18 protein-coding genes and 1 tRNA gene are annotated in these 17,927 nt (G+C 65.1%); 6 read left to right on the top strand and 13 right to left on the bottom strand.

Annotated elements, in window-relative coordinates; translation table 11 throughout:
- Positions 1 to 55 precede the first annotated feature (55 nt).
- Positions 56 to 175: a rubrivinodin family lasso peptide gene (locus B0W88_RS32945; RefSeq protein WP_144006691.1), complete on the bottom strand. Its 120-nt coding sequence runs from the start codon at positions 173 to 175 to the stop codon at positions 56 to 58.
- 313 nt (positions 176 to 488) lie between these two features.
- Between B0W88_RS32945 and B0W88_RS09785 the strand changes: the two genes are divergently transcribed.
- Complete coding sequence (locus B0W88_RS09785; protein WP_077034476.1) at positions 489 to 1,517, top strand: hypothetical protein; 1,029 nt, start codon at positions 489 to 491, stop codon at positions 1,515 to 1,517.
- A gap of 29 nt (positions 1,518 to 1,546) precedes the next feature.
- Here B0W88_RS09785 and B0W88_RS09780 read toward each other — a convergent pair whose 3' ends face one another.
- The 5 genes from B0W88_RS09780 to B0W88_RS09755 all read right to left on the bottom strand — a co-directional run bounded on the left by B0W88_RS09780 (position 1,547) and on the right by B0W88_RS09755 (position 4,631).
- Entirely contained in the window at positions 1,547 to 1,708 is a 162-nt protein-coding gene (locus tag B0W88_RS09780) for a helix-turn-helix transcriptional regulator (RefSeq protein ID WP_369973867.1), read from the bottom strand.
- Between the two features lie 201 nt (positions 1,709 to 1,909).
- Positions 1,910 to 2,293: a hypothetical protein gene (locus B0W88_RS09775; protein WP_077034474.1), complete on the bottom strand. Its 384-nt coding sequence runs from the start codon at positions 2,291 to 2,293 to the stop codon at positions 1,910 to 1,912.
- A 195-nt stretch (positions 2,294 to 2,488) separates the two neighbouring features.
- Positions 2,489 to 3,235: a GGDEF domain-containing protein gene (locus B0W88_RS09770; protein WP_077034473.1), complete on the bottom strand. Its 747-nt coding sequence runs from the start codon at positions 3,233 to 3,235 to the stop codon at positions 2,489 to 2,491.
- Between the two features lie 3 nt (positions 3,236 to 3,238).
- The gene (locus B0W88_RS09765; protein ID WP_077034472.1) at positions 3,239 to 3,502 is read right to left on the bottom strand and encodes a hypothetical protein; all 264 of its coding nucleotides are present in this window, start codon (positions 3,500 to 3,502) and stop codon (positions 3,239 to 3,241) included.
- A gap of 715 nt (positions 3,503 to 4,217) precedes the next feature.
- The gene (locus B0W88_RS09755; RefSeq protein WP_077034470.1) at positions 4,218 to 4,631 is read right to left on the bottom strand and encodes a hypothetical protein; all 414 of its coding nucleotides are present in this window, start codon (positions 4,629 to 4,631) and stop codon (positions 4,218 to 4,220) included.
- A gap of 101 nt (positions 4,632 to 4,732) precedes the next feature.
- On the opposite strand from B0W88_RS09755, the gene B0W88_RS09750 reads away from it, so the two are divergent.
- Positions 4,733 to 4,945, top strand: coding sequence for a hypothetical protein (locus B0W88_RS09750; protein WP_077034469.1), 213 nt, complete (start codon positions 4,733 to 4,735; stop codon positions 4,943 to 4,945).
- Between the two features lie 74 nt (positions 4,946 to 5,019).
- Here B0W88_RS09750 and B0W88_RS09745 read toward each other — a convergent pair whose 3' ends face one another.
- Positions 5,020 to 5,967 carry a DUF72 domain-containing protein gene (locus B0W88_RS09745; RefSeq protein WP_077034468.1) on the bottom strand — a complete coding sequence of 316 codons (948 nt, stop codon included), beginning with the start codon at positions 5,965 to 5,967 and terminating at the stop codon, positions 5,020 to 5,022.
- A gap of 57 nt (positions 5,968 to 6,024) precedes the next feature.
- A complete protein-coding gene (locus tag B0W88_RS09740) occupies positions 6,025 to 6,681 on the bottom strand; it encodes a hypothetical protein (RefSeq protein WP_077034467.1) in 657 nt (218 codons plus the stop codon).
- A 119-nt stretch (positions 6,682 to 6,800) separates the two neighbouring features.
- Between B0W88_RS09740 and imuA the strand changes: the two genes are divergently transcribed.
- The 3 genes from imuA to B0W88_RS09725 are packed head-to-tail and all read left to right on the top strand — an operon-like array spanning position 6,801 to position 12,111.
- Positions 6,801 to 7,730, top strand: a complete 930-nt coding sequence (gene imuA / locus B0W88_RS09735) for a translesion DNA synthesis-associated protein ImuA (RefSeq protein WP_144006689.1) — start codon at positions 6,801 to 6,803, stop codon at positions 7,728 to 7,730.
- Positions 7,660 to 8,976 (top strand): DNA polymerase Y family protein, encoded by a 1,317-nt coding sequence (locus B0W88_RS09730; RefSeq protein WP_077034466.1) that lies wholly within the window; start codon positions 7,660 to 7,662, stop codon positions 8,974 to 8,976. Before imuA ends, B0W88_RS09730 begins: the two co-directional genes overlap by 71 nt.
- 12 nt (positions 8,977 to 8,988) lie before the next feature.
- Positions 8,989 to 12,111: an error-prone DNA polymerase gene (locus B0W88_RS09725; RefSeq protein WP_077034465.1), complete on the top strand. Its 3,123-nt coding sequence runs from the start codon at positions 8,989 to 8,991 to the stop codon at positions 12,109 to 12,111.
- Between the two features lie 94 nt (positions 12,112 to 12,205).
- Here B0W88_RS09725 and B0W88_RS32940 read toward each other — a convergent pair whose 3' ends face one another.
- From B0W88_RS32940 to B0W88_RS09705, 4 genes are all read right to left on the bottom strand, one after another.
- Entirely contained in the window at positions 12,206 to 13,525 is a 1,320-nt protein-coding gene (locus tag B0W88_RS32940) for an ImmA/IrrE family metallo-endopeptidase (RefSeq protein ID WP_077034464.1), read from the bottom strand.
- Positions 13,518 to 13,955, bottom strand: coding sequence for a hypothetical protein (locus B0W88_RS09715; RefSeq protein ID WP_077034463.1), 438 nt, complete (start codon positions 13,953 to 13,955; stop codon positions 13,518 to 13,520). Before B0W88_RS09715 ends, B0W88_RS32940 begins: the two co-directional genes overlap by 8 nt.
- Before the next feature lie 419 nt (positions 13,956 to 14,374).
- The gene (locus tag B0W88_RS09710; RefSeq protein ID WP_077034462.1) at positions 14,375 to 15,679 is read right to left on the bottom strand and encodes a tyrosine-type recombinase/integrase; all 1,305 of its coding nucleotides are present in this window, start codon (positions 15,677 to 15,679) and stop codon (positions 14,375 to 14,377) included.
- A gap of 181 nt (positions 15,680 to 15,860) precedes the next feature.
- Positions 15,861 to 15,936: transfer RNA gene (locus B0W88_RS09705), tRNA-Ala, on the bottom strand.
- A gap of 56 nt (positions 15,937 to 15,992) precedes the next feature.
- On the opposite strand from B0W88_RS09705, the gene B0W88_RS09700 reads away from it, so the two are divergent.
- A complete protein-coding gene (locus tag B0W88_RS09700; protein WP_077034461.1) occupies positions 15,993 to 16,880 on the top strand; it encodes an alpha/beta hydrolase in 888 nt (295 codons plus the stop codon).
- Here B0W88_RS09700 and mnmH read toward each other — a convergent pair.
- Positions 16,877 to 17,923, bottom strand: coding sequence for a tRNA 2-selenouridine(34) synthase MnmH (mnmH, locus tag B0W88_RS09695; protein ID WP_077034460.1), 1,047 nt, complete (start codon positions 17,921 to 17,923; stop codon positions 16,877 to 16,879). The genes B0W88_RS09700 and mnmH overlap by 4 nt on opposite strands.
- Positions 17,924 to 17,927 lie beyond the last annotated feature (4 nt).

Here is a 17,927-nt window from a genome sequence, read left to right as displayed (position 1 = left end):
GCGGAGAAGCGGCGCGCACAGCACATGCCGCCGTGCGCGCCGCTTCAGGCCCGGGTCACTTCTTGGCGTCGAAGTCCGGGTTGTCTTCCTCGTTGATGGGCGCCAGCACGCCCATCGTCAGTTCCTTCGCGTCGCCGAGGTCGACGACTTCCGGTGCTTGCGTGGTCTTGTCCATGGTGGACTCCTTTCAGTTGAGAGAGCGAATCGCCCTGGGCGGAATTGCTTTCGGGCGGGCTCAAGGTAGCGTCGGCGGTGGTGGGAGTCGATGGTTTCGGCCGTTGATGCGCGAGCGTTCGGTGCAGCCGTCGTTGATGCCTACAGGGGCGCGACCGGCGGTCGTGCTTCTGGCGCCGAGGGCACGACATCAACCATTGTTCGGATGAGGCGCATCGCAGCGTCCGCTGGTTACAAAGTGCGCAAATCGCACTATTGACGGGTCGCTAGGGTTTTGGCGCTGAGGTTTTGCGTCGCTGAAACGTCAATAGACCATGAGCAATGAAATTGCCGCCGCCAGGGAGGCGGAATCTGGCAGCCATACATGGAGCCTGTGCTGGCAGGCAGCTGCCGGCAGAGATTTCCTGGTGCATCGATCGCTGCCCGAGGACATCCGCGGTCGCCTGATCGCGGCCCACCGTCGTCGCGGCCGCGTGCTTGTCGACTTCGTCATCCTTCATACGGAGATCCACGTCGTGTCGCGACTGAGGCCCGGCGATTCGATCGAGAGCGTTGCCAGGTCCATTGCCAACGTGGTGTCACGGTGGGTGCGCGAAATTCAACCTTCGAGCGACCATGTCATGGCCGGCAAGTACCGGGCGCAGCGATTCGATTCCGATGCTGATGTGAGGGAGGAAATCCGAATGCTCGCCTGGCTTCCGGTCGCCAGGGCGGCGTGCGCCATGAAGCACCACTATCCGCACGCGGCGCTGCGGTACGCCATGGGCCTTCGACCCGGCGGTGACTTTGACGCGCTTCCGCTCTTGCTCTACTTCGGCGAGAACGTCGCCTCGGCCCGACCGGAGATGAGCCGGCAGCTGGAGAAGCCGCCTTCGGGGGAAGAATGGCGCGCCTGGGAATTGAATCGCGGCCTGCATCTGGCGACAGGCAGCGTGGGGCCGCGGCCGTTTATGGCGAGGAAGGTGGCAGGCCCCGCTGCCAGGATCATCGCGGCCAGTGGGGGCTATGGCATCGATGGCGCGCTGGAGCTTCTCGAGATATGGGTGGGTGCTCGAATTCAGCCGGCGGCCCCGATCGACCTTCATCAGGCGGATGACATGGTGGCTGCGCGGGGGCGGGCATTGGTGGGATGTCTTGCCGTTTCCATCCAGCTCTGCTCAGCGTCTTCGGTGGCTCGGCATTTCCATCTTGCCAAGTCCACCTTGTGCGAGCGCATGGCGCGCTGTAAGGAACTACCTGCGGATCGCTTGATACTGCGTACGGCGCCTCAGCGAATCGTCGAGGAAGCCACCGCGCTGCGCGATGTCGCCCAAGCTCGTTCGCAGCCGCCGGACGAGATTTAAGCCCACGGCGGGCAATGGTGGACAGTGGCTCAGTGCGATAGCTGACGCGTTTCACTCCAACTGTCGAGGTCAGTCTGACGCCATGCGACGGCACGATCGCCGATGCGAACGGGCCTTGGAAACTTCCCTTCCGAGATCAGCCGATAGATCGTCGAGCGACCCAGGCTCGTCATCCGAAGGACCGAAGGCATGCGAAGAAATGTCTGCGGCGTGGTGTCTTGCCCGGCTGGGTCATGCGCTTGTGCTTGCATGGGACGCTCCTGGATGGGGACGGATCCACTCTATGCCTGCCGCGCTTCAGCGGTGCGATGAAAATTGACTCAAATCTCGCAGGGACAGGATGTGATCGGCGATGGAGAAAACCGTGTCGCTGGTTTCGCCGGCGTCGCCGCTTACGACGCGCCCGCAAAGTGACTGGATTCCTCCTCCAGCGCGCTGGCGAGCATGCCGCTCATGTTGACAAGCAGGCGCACGGCCTGTCTCATCGTCAGGTCGGCGCGCGTGCTCTGAAGGTTGGCCTCGGCCATGCGGAAGGTGCTGCCGAGTTTCGCTGCGGCGCCGATAAGTTCTGGGGCCGGCCGCTCGAGCGAGATCGTCATGCGAAGGACCTGCGCGTCGAGGTCTGCCTGTTCAAGGTAGGCCAGCAGCTGGCGTTGCCAGGTCTTGCCTCGGTTCAGCTGACGGCGGAGCAGTTGCGCCAAGTCGTCGACGTCGACGATGGCCTTCACGATGGACGCGATGCGTTCGTTCGGGAGCTTTTCGGGTGATGCTTGCACGACGAGATTTTCCTACATCGGCTGATCGATCAGCGGCGGCTGATGAACGCAGCGTTGCGACTCGGTCCTGGTGGTGCGGTCCTTTGCACCGGAGGGCGACGCAAGGCTGCCGTCCCGCTGATCGCGTGGGCGGGGGATCGACGTCAGCTCGATGGCGTTGACGTCATCGCCACGACTTGATTCCGCCCTCTGGCCTTAGGCTTCGTAGAGTCCCTTGTCCGCGCGCTGGTAGACGGCTTCCCAGCTCTTGTCGGCCGCCGTGCCGTCCGTGAAGCCGGCGCTGATCGTGCATCGAATCGAGTGCCCCTGCACCGCAAACGGGTGGGACTCGATCGCTTGCCTGAGCCGATCCAAGCGGGCGCTTGCGGCGTCCCGCGGAATTCCCAGCATCGCGAGTCCGAACTCCTCGCCGCCGAGGCGTGCCAGGAGATCGGTGTCGCGGACGTTCGCCCGGAGCCGAGCCGCCACCTGTTTCAATACCGCATCACCGGTGTCGTGGCCATACTGGTCGTTCACCAGCTTGAAGTGATCGATGTCGATGATGGCCAGCGTCAGCGAGGACGAGCTCGCGGCAAGCCGCCAGGCCTCTCGTTCCATGAACGCCTCGAACGTGCGCCGATTGGCCAAGCCCGTCACTACGTCGGTCTGGGCGTCCCGCTTCCACTGCGACTTGCTCAGGAAGATCACGGCGGACGTGCGCTCGCGCTGTGCGCAGTTGACCCAGGCCAGCAGGACGACGCAGCCATACAGGCCGAGCACGTACAGCCATTGCGCCACCGATGGTGCGGGCGGGAGCACCAACGGGACACTGATTGCCGCCAGCAGCACGTTGATCCAAACATCGCGGGCATGCACGAGCGCGAAGACGCTGGCGAACATGATGATCAGGAGGCCCGGAAACTGCATCAGCGTGTCCGGGCCGAAGGTCGTGCCGACGGCCAACTGTCAAGCATACATCCCGACGTACAGGAGTAGGGACTGCAGCCGCACCGTAGGTGCCCACAGGCGGACGAACCCGAGAAGGCCCAGCGCCAGGCCAGCGCCGACCACGCGCACGTTGGCGCCTGTCCCCCAGCCGCCTTCCCGCGCCATGTCCCACACCACGAAGGACGCCATCGCCGGCACGGCCAGCAGGAAGGTGGGCATGACCAGCGGCTCCCGGAACGCGGTCTGCATCTGCCGGAAACCGGCGAGCTCGTCGGCACTCATCGTCGGGAGCTGCAAGCTTTCTCGAAGCGATGTCGCTGCGCGGGCGGAGGGATGGGAGCTGTGCATGGGGTGGTCGGGACATCTCGATCGCAAGTCTTCGATTCTGGCCGGCATTGCGCCACGCCACCCGTGACAGCTTGTCGCCGCCAGAAACGCTAGGCAGGCGCCGCTCAGCTGTCGGGCATCCGCCTGCACTCAAAACGGTAGCTCGCCCCTGACGAAGGAGGACTCGACCTGAACCGCGTCCTCGCCAAGGATCTCCATCATGACTCGTGCGTTGCGCTGCCCCTGGTCCTCGTAGTTGTTGTTGAATATGGCGTTCACTTCGCCGGCCGCGCCTACTACAAGCACGGCGCGCTTCGCTATGTACTGGGGCTGACACCGGCGAGCGGCTTCGACACCGCGCCGATGCTGCGCTACTTCGGGGACACGCCAAAGGCCGCGCGTGAAGCGCTGATCAAGTTGCTAGCGAGGCCGCCTTCGGAAGAGACCTGGCGGTCGTGGGAACTGGCCAAGGGCTTGCAGCTGGCGACCTGCAGCGTGGGGCTGATGTCGTCCACGGCCAAGAAGGTCGGCAGCGGCGCAGCCGTGCTCATCGCGGCAGCGGGCGGGTATGGGATCGACGGGGCCCTTGAATTGCTCGGAGCGTGGGTCGCTGCCAGGACCAGTCCGTCGGAGCGGATTGACCTACAGACATGGAATGACGCGGGACGGCCTACTTGTTGTCGCGAGCTCGATATCGAAGGGCGATCCAGCACAAAACGGCATACACAAGCGTGGCAGGGCCAAGCCAGTAGTGCTCGGCCATCCGCCCCTCTTCAATGAGGCGCAACCGTAGCGGCACCTTCGCAGCCCAGAGTGCGTAGGTCAGGTTGGCATAGAAGGCCAGGCCGCCCATTGTCGCCAGGGATACGCGGACCAATGCGTGCAACAGGCCCTTGCCGGCTTCGTCCCGTGTCGACCACCAGAGCGAAAGGGCGACGAGAACTCCGGCGACGAGGCATGTCGTCACAATGACGTCGGCGTTCCTTGTGTAGGCCCCGAAAAGCGCGCCGGCAACGACCTCGCAGAGGCAGAAGGCGAATGCGGTCAGAAACAGCCAATGCGGCCGGGTCGAGACGGGCTTCATCGAATCTCAAAGGGCAGGGTTGTTGGGAGCATAGTTCAGGCACTGCACAAGGCTCTCTAAGGACGCGCGTTCTGATGATCTGGGCTGCGCGACAATCAGTCATGAGCGAAGAGATCGTGTTGACCGGTGCCGAGAAAGATGGCCTCTATTTCATCCCACCGGCCGTCGGCGGCAAGCAAGTACCCGAGTCGGTGCAGCTTAGCCTGCAAGCCAAGGGTTTGATCACGAGCCCTCTTGCCGATGGGCGTCGCGGGGTGACTCGCCTGGGCGATCGCGTGCGCCAGGGCGCCGTCAATTCACGCGTCGAAGGCTAGCGCACCGACCCGCCCCGGCGACTGCGGGCGATTTGCGCAGCACGGGCCGCGGACAGGGCGAGCAGGCGGGCCCGTCAAAAGGGCAGTTCGCCGTCGAAGAACAATGTCTCGACCTTGACCGCGTCCTCGCCGAGGACCTCCATCAGGGTTCGCGCATTGCGCTGCCCCTGGTCCTCGTAGTTGTTGTTGAAGATGACGTTGACCTCACCGGCTGCGCCGCCGATACGCCGGATGCCTTCGGCCAGGGCCTCGAGCTCCGGCCGCGTGTAGTCGTAATTGAAGCGGTCCGAGGCCGCAGTCGCGCCCTTGATGTTCCAGGTCTCGTGATTGCGGCCGTGTAGCCGTAGGAGGGCGACGCGGTCATTGGTCAGATCCCAAACCGTCGGGATGCTGTTCGTGAAGCCTTGTGGCTCGTCGACCGTCGTGTTCGTGACGTCCAGGTCCCGCAGCAGGGCCAGCGTCTCCGCGACATGCTCGGGCGTGAACCAGGAGCTGTTCCGGAACTCGATGCTGACCTGGTAGCCGCGCATTTGCTCGACGCAGTAGCGGACATGCTCGATGTCCTTGGGCGCGCGCAGCACCCAGGGCGCGAACTGGAAGTGCACGAGACCGAGCTTGCCAGCAAGCCGCAGCGGTTCGATCGCTGCCCTGAACCGCGCGAACAGCTCGTCGAGCATGTCGCCGGGGACGTCCTTGGCGTACAAGTTCTTCTTCGCGGCCAGCGCAGGCGGCAGCGCTTGCCGCATGTCCGCCGGCAGCGCGTCCGGCGAGGTCTGGTGGCCGGTCATCAGGCGGAAGGCCTTGATGTTCATCACGAAGCCGCGCGGGGTCCGTTCGACCCAGTGCTGTGCGTTCGTTGCCGAGGGCATGGCGTAGTAGCTGGAATCGACCTCGACGATCGGGAACTGCGTCGAGTAGAAACGCAGGCGCTGCTCAGCGTTCCTCGCCTGCGGTGGATAGAAGCGCCTGGAATCGATCAGGGTCTTGTCGGTCCAGGAGGCCGTTCCCACGCGCACCCTCATGGCGACGACGCTCCGTGCCCGAACCGTGGTGAGGGCCGCGCGCCAGGTTGCTGGCGCTCAAGCGCCGACGATGCCCAGTTCCCGGGCAAGGGCGCTTGGGGCCGTGGTGGGTCCGTTTGCATCGTCGCCCGATTTTGCCGCCGCAATGGCCGTCTGGAGTTCCGCTCGCAGCTGCGCGAACCAGGCATGCTGTCCGACGGGATGCGCGCGGCGGGGCCATTCGTTGCTCGCCTGGACTTGGACGAACAACTGGTCGGCACACCAGATCGGATGAAGCTGCGCCTCCTGCTCGTAGGCGACCTCGCCGTACTCGGGCGTCATCAGCTCCGTCGCCTCGAAGCGCAGTTCGTGCAGTCGCGCGAGATGGGCTTCGATCCAGGCGCCCTTGCGCTCGTAGGGTGCGACGGCGAGCGGCGTCAGCTTCAGGAAGGCATGTTCAAGGTATTCGTTGCGGAAAGCCCGCTCTTCGATCAGGTCCTTTCCAACTGCCTGCAGGACGGCATCATGGGCTGCGATCGCCGCCTCGCCCCATCGCCGCTCCGCCGGCGACCGGTAGTCCTGCTGAAACACATCCACGTGGTCACAGCATTCGGTCAGCAGGTCCAGGGCCAGCAGCAGCGCGTGGTCGCGCCCGCCCAGCGCGCGCTCGAACGCGGCCTGCCCGAGCGCCGCCAGGGCAAAGCGGGAGATGCCCGCACCGAAGGGCAGGGTCATTTCAAACTGATATCGCATGGCACCTCCGTGGTTGGTCGATGGATGCTGTGTCTTCGCCAACTCGTGCCGCGTAACGGCCGGCGATCGGGCTGGACAGTGGCTGGGCTTGCATATACTGTATGGACATCCAGTATATCCGTTTGGACCTCGACGCTCACGTTGGACCGAATCAGCCCCCAATCATGCCGCCCGCCCCGCACGGGCCGGACACCCTGCCGTTGGCCGGGGCCGGCCTGCTAGCACCCGCGCAGAACGACCGCCTCCAGGGCGCGGACTGTGCCTCTGAACCTCTTCCTGCCAGGGTCGAGGCGGCGCTGTGGCGCGGCGATCAGCTGGGCAGCGCGGTGGTCGCGGTGGAGGGCTCAGGTTTCGCCGCGCTGGATGCCGTGCTGCCCGGCGGAGGCTGGCCCTGTGGCGCGCTCACGGAAATCCTGGTCAGCCAGTTCTCCATCGTCGAATTGCGGCTTCTCTCGCCAGTGCTGGCGCGGCTGACGCGCGCCGGCCGCACGGTCGTGCTGATCGGCCCGCCGCTGGCGCCCCATCCGGCCGGATTGCGCCACGACGGCATCGACGAGCGGCACCTGGTGTGGGTGGACGTCGACACACCGCGCGACCGCCTGTGGTCGACCGAACAGATGGTCAAGGCCGGCAGCGCAGGGGCTGTCGTGGCCTGGCTGCCGCTCGTGCGCGCCGAGCAGGTGCGCCGGCTCCAGGTGCTGGCGGGCCATTGCAAGGGCCCTGTGTTCCTGTGCCGGCCGGAATCCGCGGCACGTGACTCGTCAGCAGCGCCGCTTCGCGTGTTGGCCCGCGTGGCGACGGACTGGCAGATCACCGTCGATGTGCTGAAACGCCGCGGCACGCCCTTGGAGGAGCGGCTGGTCCTGCCGTCCTTCCCTGGCGGCGTGAGCCGCATCATGACCCCGAGGCTGCGTTACCCGAGCCGCCTGATTCCTGCACCCCTTCCTGTCGAGCCCCGCGATGCTGTGGACAGCTCTGCTGCTGCCGCCGTGCGCCAGCGATCCGACCTCTCAGAAACCCCCGAGCACTGACGTCCTTCGGGCCGTGGCGATCTGGGCGTTGCAGTTCACGCCGCGGGTTACCGTCTCCGAAGACGCCGTGCTGATGGAGGTGGAGGCCAGCGTGCGCCTGTTCGGCGGCAAGCGGCGCTTGCGTGACCGCGTGGTCGCGGAAGCCGAGGAACTCGGGGTGCTGCAGGTGGCCTGGGCCAGCACCAGCCTGGCCGCGCAGGCGCTGGCCCGTTGCCGCATCGAGAACGGCTTCAAGAGGCCCCTGCCGGCGCTGCTGGACAGCCTGCCGATGGATTGCTTGAGCGCCGTGCGGCCCCACGCGACGACCCTGGCTCAGACCGGGTGTCGAACCCTGGGTGACGTGCGGGCACTGCCTCGTGGGGGCTTGAGCCGGCGCTTCGATGCAGCGCTGTTGAAGGCGCTGGACCGGGCCTACGGGCATACGGCCGAGGCTCACGTCTGGGAGACACTGCCGGACAGCTTCGCCGCGCGCCTGGAACTGCCGTTTCGGGTCGAGCATGCACCGGCCTTGCTGCAGGGGGCGCGCAAGCTGTTGGTCCAGTTGTGCGGTTGGCTGGCGGCCCGGCATGCCGGCGTCACGCGCTTCACGCTGCGCTGGTACCACGACACGATGCGATCGAAGGAGGCCGGCACCGGCGGCGCCCTGGCGATCGGTACGGCGGAGCCGAGTCGCAGCCTCGAACACCTGTGTCGCCTGCTGGCCGAACACCTGGCGAAGGTCGAGCTGTTGGCGCCCGCTGGCGACCTGGAGCTGATCGCCGACGAGGTGCACGACCAGGCCGGCAGCAATGGGTCCCTGCTGCCCGATGCGGCCGAGGACGTCGAGTCGCTGGACCTGGTGCTGGAGCGCATGGCCGCGCGCCTGGGGCCCGAGGCCGTGCGCCGCTGCGTGACGCGGGAGGACCACCGGCAGGAATGGATGACGCATTGGCAGCCCGCGGCTGAGCCGGTGCCGCGCAAGGTCAAGGCCACGACAGAACTGCCACAGCCCACCTGGGTGCTACCAGAACCCCTGAAGCTGACCGTGCGCAATCACCGGCCCGTCTACCAGGGCGAGCTGCAGCTATTGGCCGGCCCGCAGTGCATCGAGGAAGGCTGGTGGGACCGCGACGAGGAGAAGGGCGAGGTCCGCAACGTGGTCCGGGACTACTGGCTGGCCGAATCGCGGCATGCCGGCGTGCTGTGGATCTTCCAGGCCAAGCTGGACGACGGCGTGGCCTGGTACCTCCACGGCATCTTCGGCTGAGGGTGGCTGCTCATGGTCCCGAAAATCCCCGCACAGATCCCGCCTTATGCCGAGCTTCGCTGCCTGTCCAACTTCTCGTTCCTGCGTGGCGCCAGTCGACCGGAGGAACTGGTTTCGCGGGCCAAGGCACTCGGCTACAGCGCGATCGCCGTCGTCGACGAATGCAGCATGGCCGGCATCGTGCGGGCGCACACGGCCGCCAAAGAGGCGGGCATCCCGCTGCTGGTGGGATCGCAGTTCAAGGTGGAGGGTGGTATCAAGGGTGCGATGCCTTTTGACTTGGTGGTACTGGCGACCAACATCAACGGCTACGGCAATCTGTGCCAGTTCATCACCCATTTGCGCCGTCGCTCCGAGAAGGGCACCTACTCGCTGGATGTTGACGAGATCGACAGCCGGACGCTGGCCGACTGCGTCGTCATCGCGGTGCCGGACCGGCAATGCCATCTTGCGCAGATGGGGACGATCAGTCGGTGGTTGCTGCGGCATTGGACCGGCTGCTGTTGGCTGGGCTGGGAGCAGTTGCGCCGCATCGACGACGAGGTGCAGCTGTACCGGCTTCGCGAATGCAGCGAGCTGACCGCGGTGCCGATCGTGGCGGTCGGCGACGTTCACATGCATGTGCGTTCGCGCAAGCCGCTGCAGGATGTGCTCAGCGCGACGCGGCTGGGGATGCCGGTCAGCGAATGCGGGCTGCGGCTGCAGCAGAACGCCGAGCGGCACCTGCGCACGCGGCGGCGCATTGCCGAGCGCTGCCCGGCAGAGTTGATGGAGGAAACCCTGCGCGTGGCGGCGCGCTGCAGCTTCAGCCTGGACGAGCTGAAGTATGAGTATCCCGACGAGGTCGTCCCCGAGGGGGAGACGCCAGCGAGCTACCTGCGCCGCGTCGTCTACGAAGGGGCAGGGCGGCGCTGGTCGCGAGGCGTGCCGGCGGAAGCCCAGGCGCAGATTGAGCACGAGCTGACGCTGATTGCCGAGATGAAGTACGAGCACTACTTCTTGACGGTGTACGACATCGTGGCCTTCGCGCGCTCGCAGGGCATTCTCTGCCAGGGGCGCGGTTCAGCGGCCAACTCGGTGGTCTGTTACTGCGCCGGTATTACCGAAGTCGACCCGCTGCGCAGCTCCATGCTGTTCGAGCGCTTCATCAGCAAGGAACGCGGGGAGCCGCCCGACATCGACGTGGACTTCGAGCATGAGCGGCGCGAAGAAGTGATCCAGTACCTCTATCGCAAATACGGGCGCCACCGGGCGGCCTTGACCGCCACCGTGACGAGCTACCGGCCGCGCAGCGCGGTCCATGATGTGGGCAAGGCACTGGGCTTCGACGAAGAGACCTTGAAGACCGTGACCAAGGGGATGAACCATTGGGATCTCGACCTCAGCGACGAGATCCTGGCGGAGGCGGGCCTGGACACCGCCAGCCTGAAAGTTCGGCAGCTGCGAACTTTGACCGAGCAGTTGTTGGGCTTCCCTCGGCATCTGGGACAACACACCGGCGGCTTCGTACTCACGAACGGGCCACTGAGCCGACTGGTGCCTATCGAAAACGCGGCGATGGAAGATCGCACGGTCATCCAGTGGGACAAGGACGACCTGGATTTGATGGGCATCCTCAAGGTCGACGTGCTCGCCCTGGGGATGCTGACTGCGCTGCACAAGTCATTGGACCTGATCGGTGCGCGCCGCGGCCATGTCTTCGAAATGCAGGACGTCCCCGCGGAAGACGAGGCGACCTACGACATGATCTGCAAGGCTGACACGGTCGGCGTGTTCCAGATCGAGAGCCGGGCGCAGATGAGCATGCTGCCGCGACACCAGCCGCGCTGCTTCTATGACCTGGTCGTGCAGGTCGCCATCGTGCGGCCGGGGCCCATTCAGGGGGGCTCGGTTCACCCTTACCTCGATCGCCGCAATGGCCGGGTTCCGGTAAGTTATCCCAGCCCGGAGATCGAGCAGGCGCTGGGGCGAACGCTGGGCATCCCGCTGTTCCAGGAGCAGTGCATGCAGCTGGCCATCCTGTGCGCAGGCTTCAGCGCAGGGGAGGCTGATGGGCTGCGTCGCGCGATGGCTGCCTGGCGACGGACGGGTAGCCTGGACAAGTACGAGCCGCGCATCCTTGGGGGGATGGCCGAGCGGGGCTACACGGAGGCGTTCGCGCGCAGCGTGTTCGAGCAGATGAAGGGCTTCTCGTCCTATGGCTTCCCCGAATCGCATGCGGCCAGCTTTGCCTTGCTGGTCTATGCCTCCTGTTGGGTCAAGCGCCACTACCCGGCCGAGTTCCTGTGCGCGATGCTGAACAGCCAGCCCTTGGGTTTCTACAGCGCGAGCCAGCTGGTGCAGGACGCATGCCGCGCCGGCGTCGAGGTACGGCCCGCCGACGTGCTGCACAGCGACTGGGACTGCACGATGGAAGACGTCGAGCATGTGCCATCGGTCCGGCTGGGCCTGCGCCAGATCGATGGATTCAAGGAGGCAGCTGCCGAGCGCATTGTGCGGGCCCGCCAGTGCAAATATTTTGAGAACGCGGAAGAACTCGCGCGGCTGGCGGCTTTGGACAAGCTGGACATGGAGCAACTGGCCAGAGCGGACGCGCTGCACACGCTGAGTGGCCATCGACGCCAGCAGGCCTGGGATGCGGCGGCGCTGCGAAGGCCACCGGAACTGCTGCGCCAGGCACCGGTCGACGAGCCGGTGCTGGAACTGCAGGCAGCACCCGAAGGCGAGGAGGTGATCTGGGACTACCGGAGCTTGGGGCTCACGCTGCGCAGCCACCCCTTGAAGCTGCTGCGGCCCAAGCTCGACGAGCGCAAGTTCATGACGGCCGCGCAGCTGATGCAGATGCCCGATCGGCGGGTCGTGCACTACTGCGGCATCGTGACGCTGCGTCAGCAGCCGGGGACGGCGAAGGGCGTGATCTTCGTGAGCCTGGAGGACGAGACGGGCAATGTGCAGGTGATCGTCTGGCCAAGCGTGCGGGATGCGCAGCGCAAGGAGTTGCTCCGGTCACGCCTGCTGGTCGTGCATGGGACCTGGCAGCGGCAGGGCGATTCGTGCAGCCTGATCGCGGGGAGGCTGGAAGACCTGACCCCGCTGCTCGGGGAGCTGGAGACGAGCAGCCGGGACTTTCACTAGCAGGAGGCTGTCGAAACTTGCTATCAATGTTCGGACAGGGCGCATTGGAACGCCGAGAGTCGACGAAGCTATGACGTGAACTGTTGCGCAGCTATCAAGCTGCCATCTGATACGGAAGATGCTGTGGCCAGTGATGGTGAATCAGTCCGTTGTTAAGCAAAAGATTCCACACGACTTGCTCACTGACCCCAAATTCGGCAGCGGCTTCTTCAACTGCATACGATGAGAAGTCGTCGTCCAAGAAGGAGAGCAAGGCATGCAAGGGGCACAGAAGCTCGGCCGCGAATGCACGTTGGTACTTCTGCCGGAATGTGCCCAGGTCCGTCGATGCAAGCCACCGATTTTCGGCGCCGGACGGTCGCAGGTACTCACCGAGGAAGCGTGCTAGCTCAAACCGTTGTCCAACCGCGTTTCGCTTGCGTGGGACAAATTTCAGATGACGCCCATCTGTCGGAATGGCTACTGCAACAGGCGATCGTGACGCTGGCGGCGACCAATTGGCGACAGCCGCACTGCTAAGCCCGAGCAGTTGATGTACCCGAGCGCTTGGTAGTGGATCGGAGACGTTGCCGATTTTCCGCCGAAGCGATCGAGCGTCATGTACTGCTCGCTCCCAAGGGGCGCCATGGTCCAGATGATCGATGTAGTCAGAACCAATGGGGGGAGCGCCAACGATGCCGTCTGCGGTCGCTAGCTGTCCGAGAGTCGTCAAATCGGGGCTGTGGCCCGATGACGAAACTGCCGGCGCGAGCTCGGACAGCGCCGCATTCCCAACTTCTGTCTCCCATCTAAGCGCGGCCTCCAAGGTGTCCTCAGGACATTCTTCGGGGTCGAACCCTAGCTCTGCCTCCAACTTCCGCCGCCTTGAGGTTTGTGGGTCGCCAAGGTCCTCCTGGAGGATGCTCCACAACTGGGCAAGATTTGTTTCGCCGATTTCACGCGCATCAAGACGAGAAAGAACGCTTTGAATGAATCGATGAATGCTCTGCTGAAATCCACACAGACTTACCGTACGGGGCGAATCCAACCCTTGAAGGTATTGAACAGACTGCTCGGCAGTGCCGGAAGGGCCGGCCCACACATGAACTGACTCGCCGTCGGGAATGAAAACCACCCGCGGCCAGACAAATCCATGATTTGCGGCACCGACTTCATGGGACATGCGCCAGTCATGTCCAGGCTGCTGAGTCGGAAGCGGCTCATGGTTCAGACGCCACCATGACGATGCGAACCACACGGCCAACGGGTAGGCCGAAACAAATACGTTCTCGCGAACAGTCTTGGCCCAAACATCCTGGTTTCGAGTGAGGCTGATGTCGTCAATCGACATGCTGAGGAGCGCCGCAGTCGCTGCAATCTCTGGATCTCCCGATGCGGCGGCCATCCATTCGGCATTGATGCGCAGGTCAGCCATGAGCGCGCTCCCAGCGACGCAAGACTTCCATCGCCAATGGATCGGTATCCGGCATAGGGTAGCCGTGATAGGTTCCCAACTCTGGGTTCTCGAGCTGAGCCTCCATGGGATAGCGGCCATCGGCGACCGACCAAACGTTTTTCGGCCAATCCCCACCCATCCTGTCACTGACGAGACCTTTTCGCAGGCCGGCCTGAACGAGCCTCAGCGCTTCTTCACGCTTGAATATCTTTGCCACATCGCACAGCGATTTGCCCTGACGCGGATCCGCTGGGGGCGTGAGGTTGAAATCCCCCGGGTTTTTCTTGTGTTCCGGATTCCCGCCGTACCCAACTCGATCCGCCAATTTCTCCAGCTCCTCGGCGCGCGCCTGCACTTGCGTAGGCGTCAATAGGCTGCGCTTTGGATTGAACTGGCCGTAGCGTTTCATCGCGTCGTTGGGATCGGGCTTTGGTTGATAGTTTACAGGGGCCTCGCTCGGCGCCGAGGCACCGCGTTTGGCTAGTCACGACGGGTCCGGCAGCGGGTGAAGAGGCTCTCCTTCAACGACATCAGGCTCGCCGAGTACTGCCTCCAGGTGGTGGTCGTGGGTCGACCAAGTATCTTCGATCTCTTGTGCGTAGTAAGGTGCCGGTAGTGGCGTCCCATCGAAGAGCCGGGAAGCACATAGTTCTGGCATTGGCGATGGCTTCCAAGGGCATGCCGAGCTGGCGCTGCAACGGGCTCGTCCGGGGCAAGCCACGATTCGTGGCCGCTACCAGCGCGTCAAGGTCAAGAATCGCCTCGGCAGCATCCTGCGGAGCACCGATGTTTGAACCTTCGTTCTTCATCAAGATCACGCAATCGGGATCAGCTCAAGGTTGCCAGTTTCGACTCTGCCTGTCGCGCGACGATCTTCCTCGGCGTTGGCTTGCGGCGAGCTTCTGACCGCAAGTTGTCCAGGTGGTCAGCCCACGCCTGCATCATTTCCCGTCGCTTCGGAAGATGTTCTGCATGGTTGTATGCCGCCTTGACCGCGTTCCGCTCAGCGTGGGAAAGCTGACGCTCGACGACGTCGGATGGCCATCCTCGCTCATGCAACATTGTCGAGGCCATTCCGCGGAATCCGTGAGCGGTTATCGTCGCGCGAGCGTAGCCAAGCCGACGCAACGCGGCGTTCACGGTGTTCTCGCTCATCGGTTCGCCGTTAGCCCTGTTGCCGGGGAAGATCCACCGTCCGTGCCCCGTCACCGCAAAAATTTCCTCCAGCAGGGCGATTGCCTGCTTGGCCAGCGGCACGATGTGCAGGACCCGCCCCTTCATCTTGGCGGCAGGAATCCGCCACTCGGCGCTGTCGAGGTTAATCTCGGCCCATTCCGCCTGACGCAACTCGCCCGGCCTCACGAACAGCAGCGGGGTCAGCTTCAATGCACACTTGGTGATCAAGCCGCCGCGATGGCTGTCGATGTCGAGCAGAAGCTGCCCGACTTCCCGCGGGTCGGTAATGGTGGGGTAGTGCTCGGGCTTCCAGGCTGGCAGCGCACCCCGCAAGTCTCTGCTCGGATCACTCGCGGCCAGGCCGGTGGCCACCGCGTATCGGAAGACCTGACCGCAGTTCTGTTGGACCCGGTGCGTTGTCTCCAGCGCTCCTCGCTCCTCTACACGCCTTAGGATGGAGAGCACATCAGCGGGCGTGATGTTGCCCACCGGCCGCAAGCCGATCCACGGGAAGACATCGCGTTCGAGACGGCGAATGACCTTGTCGGAATGAGAGTCGGCCCAGGTCGACTTGTTCTTGGCGAACCACTCGCGAGCAACGGCCTCGAAGGATCCAGGAGGCGCAATGCCCGCTTCGGCCAATTCCGCCAGCACGCGCTGGGTCTCAACCTCTTCCTTCTTTGCCTGTCTTGCGACGCTTGGGTCGACTCCTTCGCGGACCTGCTTGCGAGCAGCAGCGGCTAGCTTGCGGGCGAGAGCTAGGTCTGTGGCGGGATAGGTCCCCAGGCTGAGCGTCTTGCGGCGCCCCTCGAAGGTGTAGTCGAGCCGCCAGCCGTGCGAGCCGCCCTTGACGAACAGCAGGAGATAGAGCCCGGCGCCATCGCTGAGTCGTAGGCGCTCGTCGCCGGCCTTGATGGACTTGATCGCGGCGTTGGAGGAGATGAGATGCTGAGCCATGCAGTAACTTCCGGGCTGGTATGACGGAATTTTCGGGTTACTGCGCTAGTTACTGCAATGTGATCTCGGACGGCACGGGATCACGTGGGACCGTAACGAAAAGAAAAAAGCCCTAGAGCGTTGATTCTCTAAGGCTTTTTGCAGTTTCCGAGACCTTGCGAGACGGTTCGGAATGATGTGGTGGTGGAGAGGAGGAGGATCGAACTCCCGACCTTCGCATTGCGAACGCGACGCTCTCCCAGCTGAGCTACCCCCCCAACAAAAAAAAGTATACAACAGCGTCCTCCATCACAGGACCGAGGACGAACCCTCCATGACCCGCTACGACCCCGCCTGGCTCGATGCGCAATACAACAACCGCGCCCGCGTGGCCGACTGGGCCGAACAGATCGATCGCTGGACCCGCGCCTCCGCGATGGTGCGGGAGGGCTCCGAATGCCTGCTCGACATCCGGTACGGCGAAGCCGCCAGTTCCACGCTCGACCTCTTCCCGACCGACGTGGACGACGCGCCGGTGCTGGTCTTCATCCATGGCGGCTGGTGGCGCTCGCTGGACAAGTCCGACCACTCCTTCGTCGCCAGCGCCTTCACCGATGCGGGCGCGATGGTGGTGGTGCCGAACTACGCGCTGTGCCCGGGCGTCAGCATGGAGCACATCCCGGTGCAGCTGACGCAGGCGCTGGCCTGGGTCTGGCGCCATGCGGCCGACCACGGCGGCGACCCGAACCGCATCGTGCTGGCGGGCCACTCGGCTGGCGGGCACCTGGCGGCGATGCTGTCCTGCTGCGACTGGAAGGCCGTGGGCCGCGACCTGCCGCGCAAGCTGATCAAGGGCGCGATGTCCATCTCCGGCGTGCATGACCTGGCCCCGGTCGAGCAGACGCCCTTCCTGCAGGCGGACCTGCGGCTGGACGCCGCGGCGGTGCGCCGCTTGAGCCCGGTGCTGTTCCCGCCGCCCTGGGCGGGCATGCCCTTCCACACGATCGCCGGCGCCGAGGAGAGCGAGGAGTTCCGCCGCCAGAACCGCGCGCTGCGCGAGGCCTGGGGCGAGCGGGCGGTGCCGGTCTGCGAGGAGATCGCCGGGGCCAACCACTACACGGTGCTGCACGACCTGGTGGACCCGCAGGGCCGCTCGCACGAGCTGGTGCGGCGCCTGCTGGGCCTGCGCTGGTACAGCGGGCTGCAGGCCGCGCTGCCTTAAAGCAGCCGCCGGGCCGCCGCCCGCAGGCTGGCCTCGCCACCGTCCTCAAGGGTCAGGTCTTGCGCCTTGTCGACATGCGGATAGTGGCCGCGCAGCGAGCGCTCGTAGCCGGGGTCGTAGTGCTCGCGGATCAAGGCGCCGAAGACCTCGGCCCAATGGCCCGCGCGGGCCTGTTCCTGCCAGCGCTTGACGGTCTCCCGGCCGCGCAGCTCCACCAGCCCGTCGAGCTGGGCGCAGAAGCCCTCGGGCGCGGCGGCGAAGTGGCCGTAGTCCTGCAGCAGCAGCTCGATGCGGGCGGCCTCGGGCATCGAGACCCAGATGCAATGCGTGGACAAACGCATGCGCTCGTGCAGCGCCTCCGGCACGCGCAGCTGGCCGATCTTGCGGCTCTCGCTCTCGACGAAGATCGGCCGCGCCGGGTCGAGCCCGCGCAAGTGCTCCCACACGAGCGTCTCGAAGCCTTTCTGGCTCGGCTGCGGCGCGTCGGGCAGGGCGCCCAGCACCGAGCCGCGGTGCCTGGCCAGCGCCTCCAGGTCCAGCACCTGGGCGCCTTCATCGTGCAGCGCCTGCAGCAGCCGGGTCTTGCCGCTGCCGGTGCGGCCGCACAGCACCTGCAGTTCCAGCTGCGCGGGCAGCGTGGCCAGCGCCTCGCGCACCTCGGCTCGGTAGGCCTTGTAGCCGCCGGCGAGCTGGCGCGCGCGGAAGCCGATCTGGCCGAGGAACCAGTTCATCGCGCCCGAGCGCTGTCCGCCGCGCCAGCAGTAGACGAGCGGGCGCCAGGTCTTGGGCATGCCCTCGGTGTGTTCCTCGATGTGCCGCGCGATGTTGCGGGCCACCATCGCGGCGCCGATCTTGCGCGCCTCGAACGGGGACTGCGCGTAGAGCGTGCCGACGATGCGGCGCTCCTCGTTGTCGAGCACCGGCCAGTTGACTGCGCCGGGGATGTGGTCCTCCGCGTATTCGGCCGGCGAGCGCACGTCGACGATGCCGTCGAAGGCCGCCAGCTCGGCCAGCGCCGCGGGGGCGGTGACGGTATAGCTCATGGCA

Source organism: Pelomonas sp. KK5, from assembly GCF_001984095.1.
Lineage (GTDB): Bacteria > Pseudomonadota > Gammaproteobacteria > Burkholderiales > Burkholderiaceae_C > KK5.
The sequence above is the reverse complement of the archived record's forward strand: the minus strand, read 5'-3'. Positions and strand labels throughout refer to the sequence as shown.

What these genes read in the sequence shown, in the direction of transcription:
- B0W88_RS09750 (WP_077034469.1), top strand. Translation starts at nt 4,733, where the DNA reads ATGAGCGAAGAGATCGTGTTGACCGGTGCCGAGAAAGATGGCCTCTAT.
- B0W88_RS32945 (WP_144006691.1), bottom strand. Translation starts at nt 175, where the DNA reads ATGGACAAGACCACGCAAGCACCGGAAGTCGTCGACCTCGGCGACGCG.
- B0W88_RS09785 (WP_077034476.1), top strand. Translation starts at nt 489, where the DNA reads ATGAGCAATGAAATTGCCGCCGCCAGGGAGGCGGAATCTGGCAGCCAT.
- B0W88_RS09740 (WP_077034467.1), bottom strand. Translation starts at nt 6,681, where the DNA reads ATGACCCTGCCCTTCGGTGCGGGCATCTCCCGCTTTGCCCTGGCGGCG.
- B0W88_RS09725 (WP_077034465.1), top strand. Translation starts at nt 8,989, where the DNA reads ATGGTCCCGAAAATCCCCGCACAGATCCCGCCTTATGCCGAGCTTCGC.
- B0W88_RS09730 (WP_077034466.1), top strand. Translation starts at nt 7,660, where the DNA reads ATGCTGTGGACAGCTCTGCTGCTGCCGCCGTGCGCCAGCGATCCGACC.
- B0W88_RS09700 (WP_077034461.1), top strand. Translation starts at nt 15,993, where the DNA reads ATGACCCGCTACGACCCCGCCTGGCTCGATGCGCAATACAACAACCGC.
- B0W88_RS32940 (WP_077034464.1), bottom strand. Translation starts at nt 13,525, where the DNA reads ATGGCTGACCTGCGCATCAATGCCGAATGGATGGCCGCCGCATCGGGA.
- B0W88_RS09780 (WP_369973867.1), bottom strand. Translation starts at nt 1,708, where the DNA reads ATGCCTTCGGTCCTTCGGATGACGAGCCTGGGTCGCTCGACGATCTAT.
- B0W88_RS09755 (WP_077034470.1), bottom strand. Translation starts at nt 4,631, where the DNA reads ATGAAGCCCGTCTCGACCCGGCCGCATTGGCTGTTTCTGACCGCATTC.
- B0W88_RS09745 (WP_077034468.1), bottom strand. Translation starts at nt 5,967, where the DNA reads ATGAGGGTGCGCGTGGGAACGGCCTCCTGGACCGACAAGACCCTGATC.
- B0W88_RS09710 (WP_077034462.1), bottom strand. Translation starts at nt 15,679, where the DNA reads ATGGCTCAGCATCTCATCTCCTCCAACGCCGCGATCAAGTCCATCAAG.
- mnmH (WP_077034460.1), bottom strand. Translation starts at nt 17,923, where the DNA reads ATGAGCTATACCGTCACCGCCCCCGCGGCGCTGGCCGAGCTGGCGGCC.
- B0W88_RS09765 (WP_077034472.1), bottom strand. Translation starts at nt 3,502, where the DNA reads ATGAGTGCCGACGAGCTCGCCGGTTTCCGGCAGATGCAGACCGCGTTC.
- B0W88_RS09715 (WP_077034463.1), bottom strand. Translation starts at nt 13,955, where the DNA reads ATGAAACGCTACGGCCAGTTCAATCCAAAGCGCAGCCTATTGACGCCT.
- imuA (WP_144006689.1), top strand. Translation starts at nt 6,801, where the DNA reads ATGGACATCCAGTATATCCGTTTGGACCTCGACGCTCACGTTGGACCG.